This is a genomic window from Pseudomonas sp. 51_B (assembly GCF_017491595.1).
GTDB lineage: Bacteria > Pseudomonadota > Gammaproteobacteria > Pseudomonadales > Pseudomonadaceae > Aquipseudomonas > Aquipseudomonas promysalinigenes.
On the sequence record NZ_JAFGYW010000008.1, the window covers coordinates 144,917 to 159,255 of the forward strand.

Sequence of the window (14,339 nt, forward strand, 5' to 3'; positions counted from 1 at the left end):
CCTGTGAGGGCCCCTTTACGGCTGGAGCAGGTAGGTCGGCCAGTTGCTTGGCAAGGTGTGTCGAACCTGGCAGCGCCGACTTTACCCACCCATGCCTAATGCCATATGTCATCCGCGTTTCAAGCCGGCGCGTTCTGGGCCTATAATGGAGCCCTTTTCGCCCAATGATTTTGCGGAGCTGGTGATGGTCGAACGTAAGGCTTCCGTCGAGCGCAATACCCTGGAAACCCAGGTCAAGTGCTCGATCAACCTCGATGGCAGTGGCAAGGCCCGATTCGATATCGGTGTGCCTTTCCTTGAACACATGCTGGACCAGATCGCCCGTCATGGGTTGATCGATCTGGATATCGAGTGCAAGGGCGACCTGCATATCGACGATCACCATACCGTCGAAGACGTCGGTATCACCCTGGGCATGGCATTCGCCCAGGCCATTGGCGACAAGAAGGGCATCTTCCGCTACGGCCACGCCTACGTGCCGTTGGACGAAGCGCTGTCACGCGTGGTCATCGACTTCTCCGGCCGCCCAGGCCTGCAGATGCACGTGCCATACACCCGCGCCTCGGTGGGCGGCTTCGATGTCGACCTGTTCCAGGAGTTCTTCCAGGGCTTCGTCAACCACGCCTTGGTGACCTTGCACATCGACAACCTGCGTGGGCACAACACTCACCACCAGATCGAAACCGTGTTCAAGGCATTCGGCCGCGCCCTGCGCATGGCCGTGACGCTCGACGAGCGCATGGCCGGGCAGATGCCGTCGACCAAAGGGTGCCTGTAAATGCAGACGGTAGCGGTAATCGACTATGGCATGGGCAACCTGCACTCGGTAGCCAAGGCGCTGGAGCATGTTGGCGCCGGTAAGGTGCTGGTCACCAGCGACGCGGCGGTGATCCGCGAGGCTGACCGTGTGGTGTTCCCCGGTGTGGGCGCGATCCGTGACTGCATGGCTGAAATCCGCCGCCTGGGCTTCGACAGCCTGGTGCGCGAAGTGAGCCAGGATCGCCCGTTCCTCGGCATTTGCGTTGGCATGCAGGCGTTGCTTGAGCACAGCGAAGAGAACGACGGTGTCGACTGCATCGGCCTGTTCCCTGGCCAGGTGCGTTTCTTCGGCAAAGACCTGAAAGAAGACGGCGAGCACCTGAAGGTGCCGCACATGGGCTGGAACGAAGTCAGCCAGACCATCGACCACCCGCTGTGGCACGACATTCCAGACCGTGCGCGTTTCTACTTCGTGCACAGCTACTACATCAATGCCGGCAAACCGAGCCAGGTAGTCGGCCGTGGCCACTATGGCGTCGACTTCGCTGCAGCCTTGGCCGATGGCTCGCGCTTTGCCGTGCAGTTCCACCCCGAGAAAAGCCACACCCATGGCCTGCAGCTGCTGCAGAACTTCGTGGCCTGGGACGGGCGCTGGTAAATGAGCCGTTCGAAGACCAAGGCCCCGACCATCACCCTGGCTGCCCAAGAGGAACGCGAGGCGCTCGATACGCTCAAGCGCTTTCTCGAAGACCGCTTCGAGCTGCAGCTGGGGTCGTTCGAAGTGGCCGAGGTCCTCGAGCTGTTCAGCAAACAAATTGCACCCCTTTACTACAACAGGGCGATTGCCGATGTTCAGCTGCACCTCAAGGAGCGGTTCGAGAGCATCGAAAGCGATCTGTGGGCGCTCGAGAAGCCCTGAAACCCTAAGAACATACAGGTTCCCAAGATGCTCATTATCCCCGCTATCGATCTGAAGGACGGTGCCTGTGTGCGCCTGCGCCAGGGCCGCATGGAAGATTCCACGGTATTCTCCGACGACCCGGTGAGCATGGCCGCCAAGTGGGTCGAAGGTGGCTGCCGCCGCCTGCACCTGGTGGACCTCAATGGTGCCTTCGAGGGCCAGCCGGTGAATGGTGAAGTGGTCACGGCCATCGCCAAGCGCTACCCGACCCTGCCGATCCAGATCGGCGGCGGCATTCGTTCGCTGGAAACCATCGAGCACTACGTCAAGGCAGGCGTCAGCTACGTGATCATCGGCACCAAGGCGGTCAAGCAGCCTGAATTCGTCGCCGAGGCGTGCAAGGCCTTCCCAGGCAAGGTCATCGTCGGCCTGGACGCCAAGGACGGTTTCGTCGCTACCGATGGTTGGGCCGAGGTCAGCTCGGTGCAGGTCATCGACCTGGCCAAGCGTTTCGAGGCTGATGGTGTTTCGGCGATCGTCTACACCGATATCGCCAAGGACGGCATGATGCAAGGCTGCAATGTGCCGTTCACCAAGGCCCTGGCCGAAGCGACTTCGATCCCGGTGATCGCCTCGGGTGGCATTCACAACCTGGGCGACATCAAGGCCCTGCTGGACGCCAAAGCGCCGGGCATCATCGGCGCCATCACTGGGCGTGCCATCTACGAAGGCACCCTCGATGTCGCCGAGGCCCAGGCTTTCTGCGACAACTACCAAGGCTGAGGACTGAACCATGGCACTGGCCAAGCGCATCATCCCTTGCCTGGACGTGGACAACGGCCGGGTGGTCAAGGGCGTTAAGTTCGAAAACATCCGTGATGCCGGGGACCCGGTGGAAATCGCCCGCCGCTACAACGAGCAGGGTGCCGACGAAATCACTTTCCTCGACATCACCGCCAGCGTCGACGGCCGCGACACCACCCTGCATACCGTCGAGCGTATGGCCAGCCAGGTGTTCATCCCGCTGACCGTGGGCGGTGGCGTGCGTACCGTGCAAGACATCCGCAACCTGCTCAACGCCGGTGCCGACAAGGTGTCGATCAACACCGCGGCGGTGTTCAACCCGGAATTCGTGGGCGAGGCGGCAGACCGTTTCGGCTCGCAGTGCATCGTTGTGGCCATCGATGCCAAGAAGGTGTCCGGGCCGGGCGAAGCCCCGCGTTGGGAGATCTTCACCCACGGTGGGCGTAAGCCTACCGGGCTGGATGCCGTTGAATGGGCGAAGAAGATGGAAGGCCTGGGGGCAGGGGAGATTCTGCTGACCAGCATGGACCAGGATGGCATGAAGAACGGCTTCGACCTTGGGGTTACCCGCGCCATCAGCGATGCGCTGGGGATTCCGGTGATCGCGTCGGGTGGTGTGGGTAACCTGCAGCATTTGGCTGATGGGATCGTGGAAGGGCACGCCAGTGCGGTGCTGGCGGCGAGTATCTTCCACTTTGGTGAGTACACGGTGCCTGAGGCCAAGGCCTACATGGCTTCACGCGGGATCGTGGTTCGCTGAAACATTGATTGGGGCTGCTTTGCAGCCCATCGCGACCTCGCGGTCGCTCCTACAAAAGCACCCGTGCCCCCCGTAGGAGCGACCGTTAGGTCGCGATGGGCCGCAAAGCGGCCCCAATTGCATCACCCGTGGGTCTTGCCGAGCAACGCGTGATAAAGCTCGGTATCCCCAAGAATCCCCACCACCTTGTCGTTATCCTGCAGCACCAGCTTGTTGCCAGTCTGGTAGCGAATCTGCAGGGCATCGCGCATGCCGATGTCGGCGTGCACCACCGTGGGCCTGCGCCCCAGCAGTTCCACATCCTGCCCTGGTGCCCAATTTTGCATGTCCAGGCCGTTCTGGCCCTGGCGCGCACGCTTGAGCGAACCGCCCTCACCCAGGTCCAGCCAGGAGTCGATCCCTGGGTCCAGGCAGACCGAGCCGTTGACCCGTTTGCAGTTGTCCAGGCTGCGCATCAGGCTGCGGCCGCACAGCACATTCAGCGGATTGGTGTGGGCGACGAAGGTACGCACGTATTCATCGGCCGGGTTCAGTACGATCTCTTCCGGCTTGCTGTACTGGATGATCCGCCCGTCTTTCATGATGGCGATGCGGCTGCCCAGTTTCAGGGCCTCGTCCAGGTCGTGGCTGACGAACACGATGGTCTTGCTCAGCTTGGCCTGCAGGCCCAGCAGCTCGTCTTGCAGGCCCTGGCGGATCAGCGGGTCGAGGGCCGAAAACGGTTCGTCCATCAGCAGGATGTCGGCATCCATCGCCAGCGCCCGGGCCAGGCCCACACGCTGCTGCATGCCGCCGGAGAGTTCGTCCGGCTTCTTGTTACGCCATTGGGTCAGGCCAACCAGTTCGAGCTTCTCGTCGACCAGCTTGCGCCGCTCCTTCTCGGGGCGGCCCTGCATTTCCAGGCCAAAGCTGATGTTCTCGCGCACCGTCAGCCACGGCATCAGGGCGAACTTCTGGAACACCATGGCGATGCGTTTGGTGCGCATCATCTTAAGTTCGGCCGGGGTGCAGTTGGCGATGTCGATATGCTTGCCTTCGTGCTCGACGAACAGCTTGCCGCGGCTGACGGTGTTGAGGCCGTTGATGCAGCGCAGCAGGCTCGACTTGCCCGAACCGGACAGGCCCATCAGTACGCAGATCTCGCCTTTGTTGATATCGAGGTTGGCCTTTTCCACACCCACCACCAAGCCGGTTTGCTTGAGGATCTGTTCGCGGGTCTTTCCTTGGTCCAGAAGCGACAGCGCTTCGCGTGGCTTGTTGGAGAAAATGACGTCGACGTCTTCGAATCGAATGATGCTCATGCCTCACCCCTTACCGGCAGTTCCGGTTGCTTGCAGATACGGTCGAGCATGATCGCCAGCAGCACGATCGCCAGGCCTGCTTCGAAGCCCAGGGAGATATCGGCGGTGTTCAGTGCGTTGACCACAGGTTTGCCCAGGCCGTCGGCGCCCACCAGGGCGGCGATCACCACCATCGACAGCGACAGCATGATGCACTGGGTAACGCCGGCAGCGATGCTTGGCATCGCATGCGGCAGTTCGATACGGGTGAGCAGCTGACGGCGCGAGCAGCCAAACGCCTTGCCGGCGTCCATCAGCTCTTGCGGTACGTCACAGATGCCCAGGTAGGTAAGACGAATTGGCGCGGCGATGGCGAACACCACCGTCGAAATCAGCCCCGGCACTACGCCGAGGCCGAACAGGGTCAGGGTTGGAATCAGGTAGACGAAGGTCGGCACTGTCTGCATCAGGTCCAGCACCGGGCGCATGGCGGTATAGAACATTGGCTTGTGCGCGGCGACGATACCCAGCGGCACGCCGATGGCCACGCAAACCACGGTGGCGAAGCTCACCTGGGCCAGGGTTTCCATGGTTTCCTGCCAGTACCCCAGGTTGAGGATCAGCAGAAACGAAAAGGCGACAAAAGCGGTTAGCGCCCATTTGCGCTGAATGAAGTGCGCCAAGGCGGCGAATATGGCAATGAGCACGAATGGGTTGAAAAAGGTCAGGGTGCTGGTGACCCCATGGATCATGAACTCCAGGCCTCGGGCGATGGCATCGAAGTACGAGGCGCCGTTCTGGGTCAGCCATTCCACGAACGACGCGATGTACTGCCCCAAGGGTATTTTCTGATCGATAAGCATGATAGCGAGCTTCCACCTGCAAAGATTGAAATCAGTCCGGGGCAGGCACGGTCCTGCCCCGCGGTGTTGCCATGGCGTCTTGCGTTATTGCGTCAGCTTGGCCTTGGCCGCCTCAAGGCCGGGTTTGCCATCCACGGTGGTAACGCCTGCAAGCCAGGTATCGAGCTTGCCGGGGTTATCCTTGAGCCACTTCTTGGCGGCTGCGTCGGGCTTCATCTTGTCGTCCAGGACATAGCCCATCATGGTGCTTTCATCCTTGAGCTCGAACGACAGGTTCTTCAGCAGTTGGCCGACGTTGCTGCATTCCTGCGTATAGCCCTTGCGGGTGTTGGTCAGCACGGTAGCCTTGCCGAAATCGGGGCCGAAGAACTCGTCCCCGCCGGTCAGGTACTGCATCTTGAAGCGAGTGTTCATCGGGTGAGGTTCCCAACCCAGGAACACGATCGCTTCACCGCGTTTCTGCGCGCGGTCCACTTGCGTCAGCATGCCGGCCTCGCTCGATTGCACGATCTTGAAACCGGCATCCTTCAGGCCCCAGGCGTTCTTGTCGATCATGCTCTGGATGGTGCGGTTGCCATCGTTGCCCGGTTCGATGCCGTAGATTTTGCCGTCCAGTTCCTTCTTGAACTTGGGAATATCGCTGAAATCCTTCAGGCCCTTGTCGTACAGCGCCTGGGGTACGGCCAAGGTGTACTTGGCGTTTTCCAGGTTAGCGCGCACGGTTTCCACCGTGCCTGCGTCACGGTACGGCTTGATGTCGTTCTCCATGGTCGGCATCCAGTTGCCGAGAAACACGTCCAGGTCCTTGCCGGTGGCCAATGACTTGTAGGTCACCGGTACCGAGATCATCGTGGTGTGGGTCTTGTAACCCAGTGCTTCGAGCACAGCGCTGGTGGTGGCGGTGGTGACGGTGATGTCAGTCCAGCCGACATCGGAGAAACGTACCGTCTTGCACTGCTCAGGCTCGGCGGCCTGGGCCATCAGCGGCGCAGCAAGCATCGCAACCAACAACAGCGAGGGTGAACCTTTCATGGATGGACTCCTGTGATTTTGTCTTCGGGTTCGCGTGGGTCGCCGGACGTTCTCAGGGTCCGGTCGACCAGGCCTGCAGAGGGCAGGTTGCGTGGCCGTGCTATACGAGTCGCTTTCGATAATCCTCCAGCGCAGGGCAATCGCCTACTGGTGGGGTCGTAACCAGTACGCAACGGGTCGCATCCAGTATGGGCGATGTCGTTTATGAGTTTTTCCACCCCTGTAGCCGTATTTTTGCGTCAGCTGGCCGCTTGAAAGCGGCGCGCGCCTGGCCGAAATGGCCGCGGCGCTGCTGGACAAAAGTACGTCGGTTGCAGACGGCGAGGGGGTAGGCAAAAGCCCGATGATGCGTGCATTCGTGGCGGCTCGCAGCTTCAGCCTAGCAGTTGCCCCGCCCTGCGCATGGCGCGCAGAGACAAGCCCAGCAAGAGGTGAAGCGACAATGGCCATCAGCGTGTTCGACCTGTTCAAGATCGGTGTCGGGCCTTCCAGCTCCCACACCGTAGGCCCCATGCGCGCTGGCGCCCTGTTCGTTCAGGGCCTGCGTGAACGCGGCGAGCTGGAGCAGGTGCAAAGGGTCGAAGTGCGGCTGTACGGCTCGCTTTCGGCAACCGGTATTGGCCATGGCACCGACAACGCCACCATCATGGGGCTGATGGGCGAATGGCCAGACGCCATTGACCCAACCCAGATCGTCCCGCGCATTGCCGACCTGCGCGAAACCAATATCCTCAAGCTGGATAATCGCCTGCCCATCGAGTTCGTCTGGGCTCGCGACATGCTGTTGCTGGACGAAAACCTGCCGTACCACCCCAACGCCATGACCTTGATCGCCGAAGGCGCCCAGGGCGAACTGCACCGTGACACCTATTATTCGGTGGGGGGCGGCTTCGTAGTGGATGCCGCCCAGGCCGCCAGCGGCGTACTGGACGCTGACCAGACGGTGTTGCCGTACGATTTCAACAGCGCAGCCGAACTGCTGCGCCTGTGCAAGCAAAACGACCTCAGCGTGTCGCAATTGATGATGGCCAACGAGAAGGTCTGGCGCAGCGAGGAAGAAATCCGCGCCGGTCTGCACAAGCTTTGGGAAGCCATGCAGGAGTGCGTCAACAACGGCCTCAAATACGAGGGTACGTTACCTGGCGGGCTCAACGTACGCCGCCGTGCTGCCAAGCTGCACCGCAGCCTGCAGGAGATCGGCAAGCCCAACGTGATCGGTTCGACCATGAGCGCCATGGAGTGGGTGAACCTGTTCGCTCTGGCAGTTAACGAGGAGAACGCCGCTGGCGGGCGCATGGTCACTGCACCTACCAACGGCGCGGCCGGCATCATCCCGGCGGTGCTGCATTACTACATGCGCTTCAGCGATGCGGTGGACGAGTCGAGCGTGGTCGACTTCTTCCTCGGTGCAGCTGCCGTGGGTATCTTGTGCAAGAAAAACGCCTCGATCTCCGGGGCAGAAGTCGGTTGCCAGGGTGAGGTTGGCTCAGCCTGCGCCATGGCGGCAGCAGGCCTTGCCCAGGTGCTGGGTGCTACCCCGCCGCAGGTGGAAAACGCAGCCGAAATTGCCCTGGAGCACAACCTCGGGCTGACCTGCGACCCGGTCGGAGGCTTGGTGCAGGTGCCATGCATCGAGCGCAATGCCATTGCCGCGGTCAAGGCAATCAACGCCGTACAGATGGCCCTGCGCGGCGACGGCGAGCACTTCATCTCCCTCGACCAGGTGATCCGCACCATGCGCGACACCGGTGCCGACATGCACGACAAATACAAAGAAACCTCCCGCGGTGGCCTGGCGGTCAGCGCCATCGAATGCTGATGCGCCGATAGCGGTCTGCACCCTGCGCGACGCCCCTTTTTGGGGCGTTTGTATTTCAACCAATCGTCAGGTGTCGCGATCAGTGTCTGCATTGTCGGTGACACTAAAGAGTGTCGTTTCTGGGCAACCGGCGCTGGGCCTGTCACCAAATTGCTCAGCCGTAACCCGCAAGGCGCTAGCACGCCGGTTTGCGAAGGCTGGCCAAGTTGAGCGAAGTGCCTGATTTGCCGAACGAAGGCGTCGTTTTCAGTTTTTTTCGGATGCGCGTTCAACTTTAGGCACGGCCTTTGCGTTGAGTTTGCTATCAAGCCCCCAGCATCGAAGTCGGGGTCATAACAAGAAAATCAGTGCCCGCCTGAGGCACCCCTGCATTTGTGTGAGGAGAAACCGCGATGACGTCGTACACCTCCGGGAACCCAACCCAGAACCGCACAGCCCCCCAGTCCATCGGGTTTCTTCTGTTGGACAATTTCACCCTGATTTCCCTGGCATCGGCTGTCGAGCCGCTGCGCATGGCCAACCAGTTGTCCGGCCGCGAGCTTTATCGTTGGCACACCCTGACCGTCGATGGTGGCCAGGTATGGGCCAGTGACGGCTTGCAGATCACCCCCGATGCAGCCATGCACAGCGCACCGCCGATCGATACCGTGATCGTCTGTGGTGGCGTGGGTATTCAGCGCACCGTGACCCGCGAACATGTTACCTGGCTGCAGGCTCAGGCCCGCCAGTCGCGCCGCCTGGGTGCGGTGTGTACCGGCAGCTGGGCGCTGGCCTGTGCCGGGCTGCTCGACGGCTTCGATTGCAGCGTGCACTGGGAGTGCCTGGCAGCGATGCAAGAGGCCTTCCCAAGGGTCAATATGAGCACCCGCCTGTTCACCCTCGACCGCAATCGCTTCACCAGCTCCGGTGGCACCGCGCCGCTGGACATGATGCTGCACCTGATCAGCCGTGATCATGGCCGCGAGCTGTCTGCGGGAATTTCCGAGATGTTCGTCTACGAGCGCATCCGCAACGAGCAGGACCACCAGCGCGTGCCGCTCAAGCACATGCTCGGCACCAACCAGCCGAAGCTGCAGGAGATCGTGGCATTGATGGAGGCCAACCTCGAAGAGCCGATCGACCTCGACGAACTGGCCGTTTATGTGTCGGTATCGCGCCGTCAGCTCGAACGGCTGTTCCAGAAGTACCTGCACTGCTCGCCGTCGCGCTATTACCTGAAGCTGCGCCTGATCCGTGCGCGGCAGTTGCTCAAGCAGACGCCGATGTCGATCATCGAAGTGGCGTCGGTGTGCGGCTTTGTATCCACGCCGCACTTCTCCAAGTGCTACCGCGAGTACTTCGGCATTCCACCGCGTGATGAGCGTGTGGGCTCCAACACCACGCAACAGGTGGCGATGATGCCAATCCCGCAGGCCATGACCCTGTCGCCCCACGGTGGGCCGATGGCTGCCCTCAGCCAGGCGCGCAACGAATCGACGTTCGCCAGCGTAAGGCTCTGAAACGCTAATGGCCTACTCGCGGGGTCATCCGCGAGTAGGCCAAGTCAGAAAATAATCAGCCGCGTCGGCTGAACTGGGCCAACGCTGGTAACAGCTGCTTGTCGATGGCCTGGCGCACGGCAGGCAGGATGGTCGCGCTGCCGGTGTACATCTGTTCCACCATGCCTTTGAGCGCCCGTGCGTTAGGCTCGGTCAGCCCACGAATCACCGCCTCGCAAGCCTGCTCGGCACTGGCCCCGGCTGGAATGTCGAACCCGCGCGCGCGCAGGTGGCCTGCCAGATCGTCCTGGTCAATCAAATCCGCATGCATCATGGCTGTTGTCCCTTTTTATCGCTAAAAGAGTGCTGCTTTGATTTACGACCGATTCTGTGGCGCCCGCGACATGCCCGCAACCACAGAATGCGGGCATGGCTGCTTTGGCTAAGAACAGGTCGTTTCCGGCTAAATCCAGCACCTGCGAACCCAGCACACTGCAAGCATTCACGGCCTCAGAGGGTTTGGTCACCCTCGCTCATGCACAGTGGATGTTGCTCGCTCTTGGCCCCGGACGCTCACGGCTTTCCGGGGTTCTTTTTTGCCGCCGTTGCACCAGCCGACCACCTGATATTTTTGCCAGGTTACCCACCTGCGTGCTCCTGCTCTGATAGTGGCGACGGTTCGCACACGGAGCGCGGAGGGTGCAGCGCTGGGTACCGTCGACCACCATGACGCAGCACGGCGTTTCAACGAACGCAGGGAAACCGTCGAGAACTACTATCCACCGGTACTGATCAATGTCACGGTCTTCGATAATCCTGGCATGCAGGGCGACAGTTGCAGCTTCGATCTGCCGGCGGGGAATATGGCTACGACGATGATCGAGGACGTGTGTGGCAGTGCTTGGGTACGCAAAGTATGGTCGGCACGGGTCAAGAACATGACCGCAGGCAAGACGCTGCGCTTGGGTAACAGCGTGGCGTATCACAGCTATACGAGCACAAGTTATGCAGGTGACTTTGATGTGCCGACGTTATCGGCGCATCCCCTCGAAATGCCTGAAGGTATGGTCTTGACCCCAAATAATGGCAACTTGACCAAGTTGATTGAACAGGTAGAAATCCGACCTCTCTGAGTGCAATCGGTGCAAGGCAGCATGCGTCCATGCTGCCTTGCCTGCGCCTATCGACCGGGCAGCTTGATCGTGCGCCCTACATACTCAGGGGTAGGCAACTCTCGTTGCTCGTCCACTAGTAGTTGCAATGAGCTGGAACTGGATGCACTGAACGGCGCCGACTTCGGCCCCGCCAGGTCCACATGCAACAGCATTTGCTCACTGCCGGCCAGCACTTCATCGAACCCTGCCCGGTGCAGGCTGTGATAAATGTGCAGGCGTTTTTGATCGAAACCGATGATCTGCGTTTGCACCCACACGTGTGCACCCAACTTCACCTCATGCAGGTAGTTGATATGGGCTTCGAGGGTGAACAGCGAGTGGCCACTCTGCCCGCGATTGTCGGCATCCAGGCCGATGCGTTCCATCAGTGCGTCGGTGGCGTAGCTGAATATCAGCAGGTAGAAGGCATCACGCAGGTGCCCGTTGTAGTCGACCCAGTCCTCCTGGATTGGGGTGCGGTGGGTGATCAGTGTGGGCATCGTGGGCACCTCAGTCGCCGAAAGCCATGCCGTGGTTGGCCTTGCTGGTTTTCACCGCGTCCAGCACCGCCAGCAGGGTGTCGTCACGGTAACGCTCAAGCGCGGCGATGCTGCGTTCGCCCTGTTGCTCAGCGGTGCCGTCCACCACGTCGTCTATCAATTTGTCGGTCAGCTCCGGCGCGGGCAGGTAAGTCCACGGCAGTTTCAGCGCCGGGCCAAATTGCGACATGAAGTGGCGCATGCCGGCGTCGCCACCGGCCAGGGTGTAGGTCAGGAACGTGCCCATGAACGACCAGCGCAGGCCTGCGCCAAAGCGGATCGCGTCGTCGATTTCACCGGTTGTCGCCACACCATCGTTGACCAAGTGCAAAGCTTCGCGCCATAGCGCTTCGAGCAGGCGATCGGCGATGAAGCCTGGCACCTCCTTGCGCACATGCAGCGGGCGCATGCCCAGTGCGGTGTAAATGGTTATAGCGGCTTCGATGGCTTCGGGCGCGGTGCGTTTGCCGCCGACGATTTCGACCAGTGGCAGCAGGTAAACCGGGTTGAACGGGTGGCCTACCACGCAGCGCTCTGGATGCGTGCTGGACTCATAGAACTCGCTGGGCAGCAGCCCGGAGGTGCTGGAGCCGATGATCGCCTCGGGCTTGGCCGCCGCACTGATCTTGGCGTGCAGGTCGAGCTTGAGGTCCAGGCGCTCGGGTGCGCTTTCCTGTATGAAGTCAGCGTCGCGCACGCATTCTTCGATGGTTGCCACGAAGGTCAGGCGATCTTGCGCCGCCCCTGGCGCAAGGCCTTGTTTCTCCAGCGCCGGCCAGGCGTTGGCGATGCGCTTGCGCAGGGCATGCTCGGCACCGGGTGCCGGGTCCCAGGCGATAACGTCCAGGCCATGGGCCAGGGCGCGAGCGACCCAGCCGCTGCCGATCACGCCGCTACCCAGGGCGGCGAAGGTCTTGATCTTGGTGATGAAGGGCATAACGAACTCCTGAAAGGATCAGCGGCGCTTGAGGTTCATTTTTGCCCGGCCTTCTGCCGGGCTGAGCACGCGGCCACCCATGCGGGTGATGATTTCGGCGGCGCGTTCCACCAGCTGGCCATTACTGGCCAGCACGCCACGGTCCAGGTACAGGTTGTCTTCCAGGCCAACCCGCACGTTGCCGCCCAGCAACACGGCCTGTGCCGCCATCGGCATCTGCATACGGCCGATGCCAAAGCCGGCCCAGGTCACGTTCGCAGGCAAGTTGTCGACCATGGCTTTCATGGTGGTGGTGTCTGCCGGCGCGCCCCATGGGATGCCCAGGCAAAGCTGGAACAGCGGGTCTTGGAGCAGGCCTTCTTTCATCATCTGTTTGGCGAACCACAGGTGGCCGGTGTCGAAGATTTCCAGTTCGGCTTTTACGCCCAGTTCGGTGATGCGCTTGGCACCTGCGCGCAGTTGCGCGGGGGTGGAGACGTAGATGGCGTTGCCGTCGCCGAAGTTGAGCGTGCCGCAGTCCAGGGTGCAGATTTCCGGCAGCAGGGCTTCGACGTGGGCCAGGCGCTCCAGTGGGCCAATCAGGTCGGTGCCGGGGCCGAATTCCATTGGCGATTCACCCGGGCCGATTTCCAGGTCGCCACCCATGCCGGCGGTGAGATTGACGATGACGTCCACGTCGGCCTCGCGGATACGTTCCATGACCTCGCGGTAGAGGTTCACGTCGCGGCTGAAGCGGCCGGTCTGCGGGTCACGCACGTGGCAGTGAACAACGGTGGCGCCGGCTTTGGCGGCCTCGACGGCCGATTCTGCGATCTGTTTCGGGGTGACCGGGACCAAGTGGCTCTTGGCGACCGTGTCGCCGGCGCCGGTGAGGGCGCAGGTGATGATGACGTCGTGGTTCATGGCGGTTCCTTGTGGTGTCGGTTTTGGCTTTTCGCGGGTGAAGCCGCCCCCACAGGGGCCGTGATGGCCCTGGCATGTGCTTTGGCTGTGGGAGCGGGTTTACCCGCGAAGAGGCCGGATCAGTTGGCGGTGAGCTTGAGGTTGTCTGCAGCCGGCTTGCCATCGAAGGTAGTCACACCTTCCAGCCAGCGGGCTTTGTCCTCGGGGTGGTCCTTGAGCCACTGTCGGGCCGACTCCAGCGCGTCCTTGTGGTCGAGCAGCGGTTGCATCATGCGGCTCTCGTCTTCGGCGCTGAAGTTAAGGTTGGCCAGCAAGCGGTTGGCATTGGGGCAGCGCTCGGCGTAGTCCGGCGCGGTAACGGTCCAGACCGTGGCGCGCCCTTCGTCAGGGCCCAGGGCGCCTTGGCTATCGCCCAGGTAGGCCATGTCGATGTTCACGTTCATCGGGTGTGGCGTCCAACCGAAGAACACCACCGCTTCCTTGCGCCGCACGGCCCGGTCGACGGCGGCGAGCATGCCGGCTTCGCTGGACTCCACCAGCTGGAACTTGCCCAAATCGAATTGGTTCTTGGCGATCATTGCCTTGATCTGGGTGTTGGCACCGGAGCCTGGCTCGATACCGTAAATTTTGCCGCCCAGCTCTTTCTCGAACTTGTGAATATCGGCGAAAGTCTTCAAGCCTTTGTCGTACAGGTACTTCGGCACGGCGAGGGTCGCGCGGGCGTCCTCCAGGCTGGGTTTTTCCAGGACCTTGACCTGATTGGCGTCGATGAACGGGGTGATGGTCTGGGTCATGATCGGGTTCCAGTAACCCAGGAACATGTCCAGGCGCTTGTCGCGGATACCGGCGAAGATGATCTGCTGCGAGGCGCTGGTCTGCTTGGTCTGGTAACCCAGGCCATCGAGCAGCACCTGGGCCATGGCGCTGGTGGCAATGACGTCGGTCCAGTTGACCACGCCCAGGCGCACGTTCTTGCAGGCTGCGGGCTCAGCGGCGAAAAGTGGGGTACAAGCGATGCTGCTCAGTGCGAAGGTCAACAGACTGCGGCGGATCAAGCTGTGCATGGTGGCTCTCCATCGGCAGGGCATTTTTTATAGGTTCGGGCCTCTG

The 14,339-nt window shown here is 61.4% G+C and carries 16 protein-coding genes; 8 read left to right on the plus strand and 8 right to left on the minus strand.

What is annotated here, in order from left to right; all coding sequences use genetic code 11:
• Positions 1-184 precede the first annotated feature (184 nt).
• The 5 genes from hisB to hisF are packed head-to-tail and all read left to right on the plus strand — an operon-like array spanning position 185 to position 3,224.
• Positions 185-778: an imidazoleglycerol-phosphate dehydratase HisB gene (gene hisB, locus J5M56_RS12105; protein WP_023532883.1), complete on the plus strand. Its 594-nt coding sequence runs from the start codon at positions 185-187 to the stop codon at positions 776-778.
• Positions 779-1,417, plus strand: a complete 639-nt coding sequence (gene hisH / locus J5M56_RS12110) for an imidazole glycerol phosphate synthase subunit HisH (protein ID WP_060478310.1) — start codon at positions 779-781, stop codon at positions 1,415-1,417.
• Positions 1,418-1,678 (plus strand): DUF2164 domain-containing protein, encoded by a 261-nt coding sequence (locus tag J5M56_RS12115; protein WP_060478311.1) that lies wholly within the window; start codon positions 1,418-1,420, stop codon positions 1,676-1,678.
• Positions 1,679-1,705: 27 nt separating this feature from the next.
• A complete protein-coding gene (gene hisA, locus J5M56_RS12120; RefSeq protein WP_003257484.1) occupies positions 1,706-2,443 on the plus strand; it encodes a 1-(5-phosphoribosyl)-5-[(5-phosphoribosylamino)methylideneamino]imidazole-4-carboxamide isomerase in 738 nt (245 codons plus the stop codon).
• Between the two features lie 10 nt (positions 2,444-2,453).
• On the plus strand, positions 2,454-3,224 hold the full coding sequence (gene hisF, locus J5M56_RS12125) for an imidazole glycerol phosphate synthase subunit HisF (RefSeq protein WP_060478312.1): 771 nt from the start codon (positions 2,454-2,456) through the stop codon (positions 3,222-3,224).
• 122 nt (positions 3,225-3,346) lie between these two features.
• Here hisF and choV read toward each other — a convergent pair whose 3' ends face one another.
• From choV to J5M56_RS12140, 3 genes are all read right to left on the minus strand, one after another.
• A complete protein-coding gene (gene choV, locus J5M56_RS12130) occupies positions 3,347-4,525 on the minus strand; it encodes a choline ABC transporter ATP-binding protein (RefSeq protein WP_186478416.1) in 1,179 nt (392 codons plus the stop codon).
• Complete coding sequence (gene choW / locus J5M56_RS12135) at positions 4,522-5,370, minus strand: choline ABC transporter permease subunit (RefSeq protein ID WP_186478442.1); 849 nt, start codon at positions 5,368-5,370, stop codon at positions 4,522-4,524. The genes choV and choW overlap by 4 nt, the downstream gene beginning before the upstream one ends.
• An 81-nt stretch (positions 5,371-5,451) precedes the next feature.
• Positions 5,452-6,399, minus strand: a complete 948-nt coding sequence (locus J5M56_RS12140) for a choline ABC transporter substrate-binding protein (protein WP_060478315.1) — start codon at positions 6,397-6,399, stop codon at positions 5,452-5,454.
• 442 nt (positions 6,400-6,841) lie between these two features.
• On the opposite strand from J5M56_RS12140, the gene J5M56_RS12145 reads away from it, so the two are divergent.
• Together J5M56_RS12145 and J5M56_RS12150 are read left to right on the plus strand one after the other, a co-directional pair.
• Positions 6,842-8,218, plus strand: a complete 1,377-nt coding sequence (locus J5M56_RS12145) for an L-serine ammonia-lyase (RefSeq protein WP_060478342.1) — start codon at positions 6,842-6,844, stop codon at positions 8,216-8,218.
• 392 nt (positions 8,219-8,610) lie between these two features.
• Positions 8,611-9,717 carry a GlxA family transcriptional regulator gene (locus J5M56_RS12150; protein WP_207936985.1) on the plus strand — a complete coding sequence of 369 codons (1,107 nt, stop codon included), beginning with the start codon at positions 8,611-8,613 and terminating at the stop codon, positions 9,715-9,717.
• A gap of 55 nt (positions 9,718-9,772) precedes the next feature.
• Here J5M56_RS12150 and J5M56_RS12155 read toward each other — a convergent pair whose 3' ends face one another.
• The gene (locus tag J5M56_RS12155) at positions 9,773-10,030 is read right to left on the minus strand and encodes a hypothetical protein (RefSeq protein ID WP_186478417.1); all 258 of its coding nucleotides are present in this window, start codon (positions 10,028-10,030) and stop codon (positions 9,773-9,775) included.
• A 334-nt stretch (positions 10,031-10,364) separates the two neighbouring features.
• On the opposite strand from J5M56_RS12155, the gene J5M56_RS12160 reads away from it, so the two are divergent.
• Positions 10,365-10,829 (plus strand): hypothetical protein, encoded by a 465-nt coding sequence (locus J5M56_RS12160; RefSeq protein WP_207936987.1) that lies wholly within the window; start codon positions 10,365-10,367, stop codon positions 10,827-10,829.
• 47 nt (positions 10,830-10,876) lie between these two features.
• Here the strand turns inward: J5M56_RS12160 and J5M56_RS12165 are convergent, their stop codons facing one another.
• The 4 genes from J5M56_RS12165 to choX form a co-directional block, all read right to left on the minus strand.
• On the minus strand, positions 10,877-11,350 hold the full coding sequence (locus tag J5M56_RS12165) for a thioesterase family protein (RefSeq protein WP_207936988.1): 474 nt from the start codon (positions 11,348-11,350) through the stop codon (positions 10,877-10,879).
• Positions 11,351-11,360: 10 nt separating this feature from the next.
• The gene (locus J5M56_RS12170; protein ID WP_207936990.1) at positions 11,361-12,326 is read right to left on the minus strand and encodes an L-carnitine dehydrogenase; all 966 of its coding nucleotides are present in this window, start codon (positions 12,324-12,326) and stop codon (positions 11,361-11,363) included.
• Between the two features lie 18 nt (positions 12,327-12,344).
• The gene (locus J5M56_RS12175; protein WP_060478325.1) at positions 12,345-13,229 is read right to left on the minus strand and encodes a 3-keto-5-aminohexanoate cleavage protein; all 885 of its coding nucleotides are present in this window, start codon (positions 13,227-13,229) and stop codon (positions 12,345-12,347) included.
• Positions 13,230-13,348: 119 nt separating this feature from the next.
• Positions 13,349-14,293 (minus strand): choline ABC transporter substrate-binding protein, encoded by a 945-nt coding sequence (gene choX / locus J5M56_RS12180; RefSeq protein WP_060478326.1) that lies wholly within the window; start codon positions 14,291-14,293, stop codon positions 13,349-13,351.
• Positions 14,294-14,339 lie beyond the last annotated feature (46 nt).

What these genes read in the sequence shown, in the direction of transcription:
- J5M56_RS12115 (WP_060478311.1), top strand. Translation starts at nt 1,418, where the DNA reads ATGAGCCGTTCGAAGACCAAGGCCCCGACCATCACCCTGGCTGCCCAA.
- J5M56_RS12145 (WP_060478342.1), top strand. Translation starts at nt 6,842, where the DNA reads ATGGCCATCAGCGTGTTCGACCTGTTCAAGATCGGTGTCGGGCCTTCC.
- J5M56_RS12165 (WP_207936988.1), bottom strand. Translation starts at nt 11,350, where the DNA reads ATGCCCACACTGATCACCCACCGCACCCCAATCCAGGAGGACTGGGTC.
- J5M56_RS12140 (WP_060478315.1), bottom strand. Translation starts at nt 6,399, where the DNA reads ATGAAAGGTTCACCCTCGCTGTTGTTGGTTGCGATGCTTGCTGCGCCG.
- hisH (WP_060478310.1), top strand. Translation starts at nt 779, where the DNA reads ATGCAGACGGTAGCGGTAATCGACTATGGCATGGGCAACCTGCACTCG.
- hisA (WP_003257484.1), top strand. Translation starts at nt 1,706, where the DNA reads ATGCTCATTATCCCCGCTATCGATCTGAAGGACGGTGCCTGTGTGCGC.
- J5M56_RS12175 (WP_060478325.1), bottom strand. Translation starts at nt 13,229, where the DNA reads ATGAACCACGACGTCATCATCACCTGCGCCCTCACCGGCGCCGGCGAC.
- J5M56_RS12170 (WP_207936990.1), bottom strand. Translation starts at nt 12,326, where the DNA reads ATGCCCTTCATCACCAAGATCAAGACCTTCGCCGCCCTGGGTAGCGGC.
- J5M56_RS12155 (WP_186478417.1), bottom strand. Translation starts at nt 10,030, where the DNA reads ATGATGCATGCGGATTTGATTGACCAGGACGATCTGGCAGGCCACCTG.
- hisB (WP_023532883.1), top strand. Translation starts at nt 185, where the DNA reads ATGGTCGAACGTAAGGCTTCCGTCGAGCGCAATACCCTGGAAACCCAG.
- hisF (WP_060478312.1), top strand. Translation starts at nt 2,454, where the DNA reads ATGGCACTGGCCAAGCGCATCATCCCTTGCCTGGACGTGGACAACGGC.
- J5M56_RS12150 (WP_207936985.1), top strand. Translation starts at nt 8,611, where the DNA reads ATGACGTCGTACACCTCCGGGAACCCAACCCAGAACCGCACAGCCCCC.
- choV (WP_186478416.1), bottom strand. Translation starts at nt 4,525, where the DNA reads ATGAGCATCATTCGATTCGAAGACGTCGACGTCATTTTCTCCAACAAG.
- choX (WP_060478326.1), bottom strand. Translation starts at nt 14,293, where the DNA reads ATGCACAGCTTGATCCGCCGCAGTCTGTTGACCTTCGCACTGAGCAGC.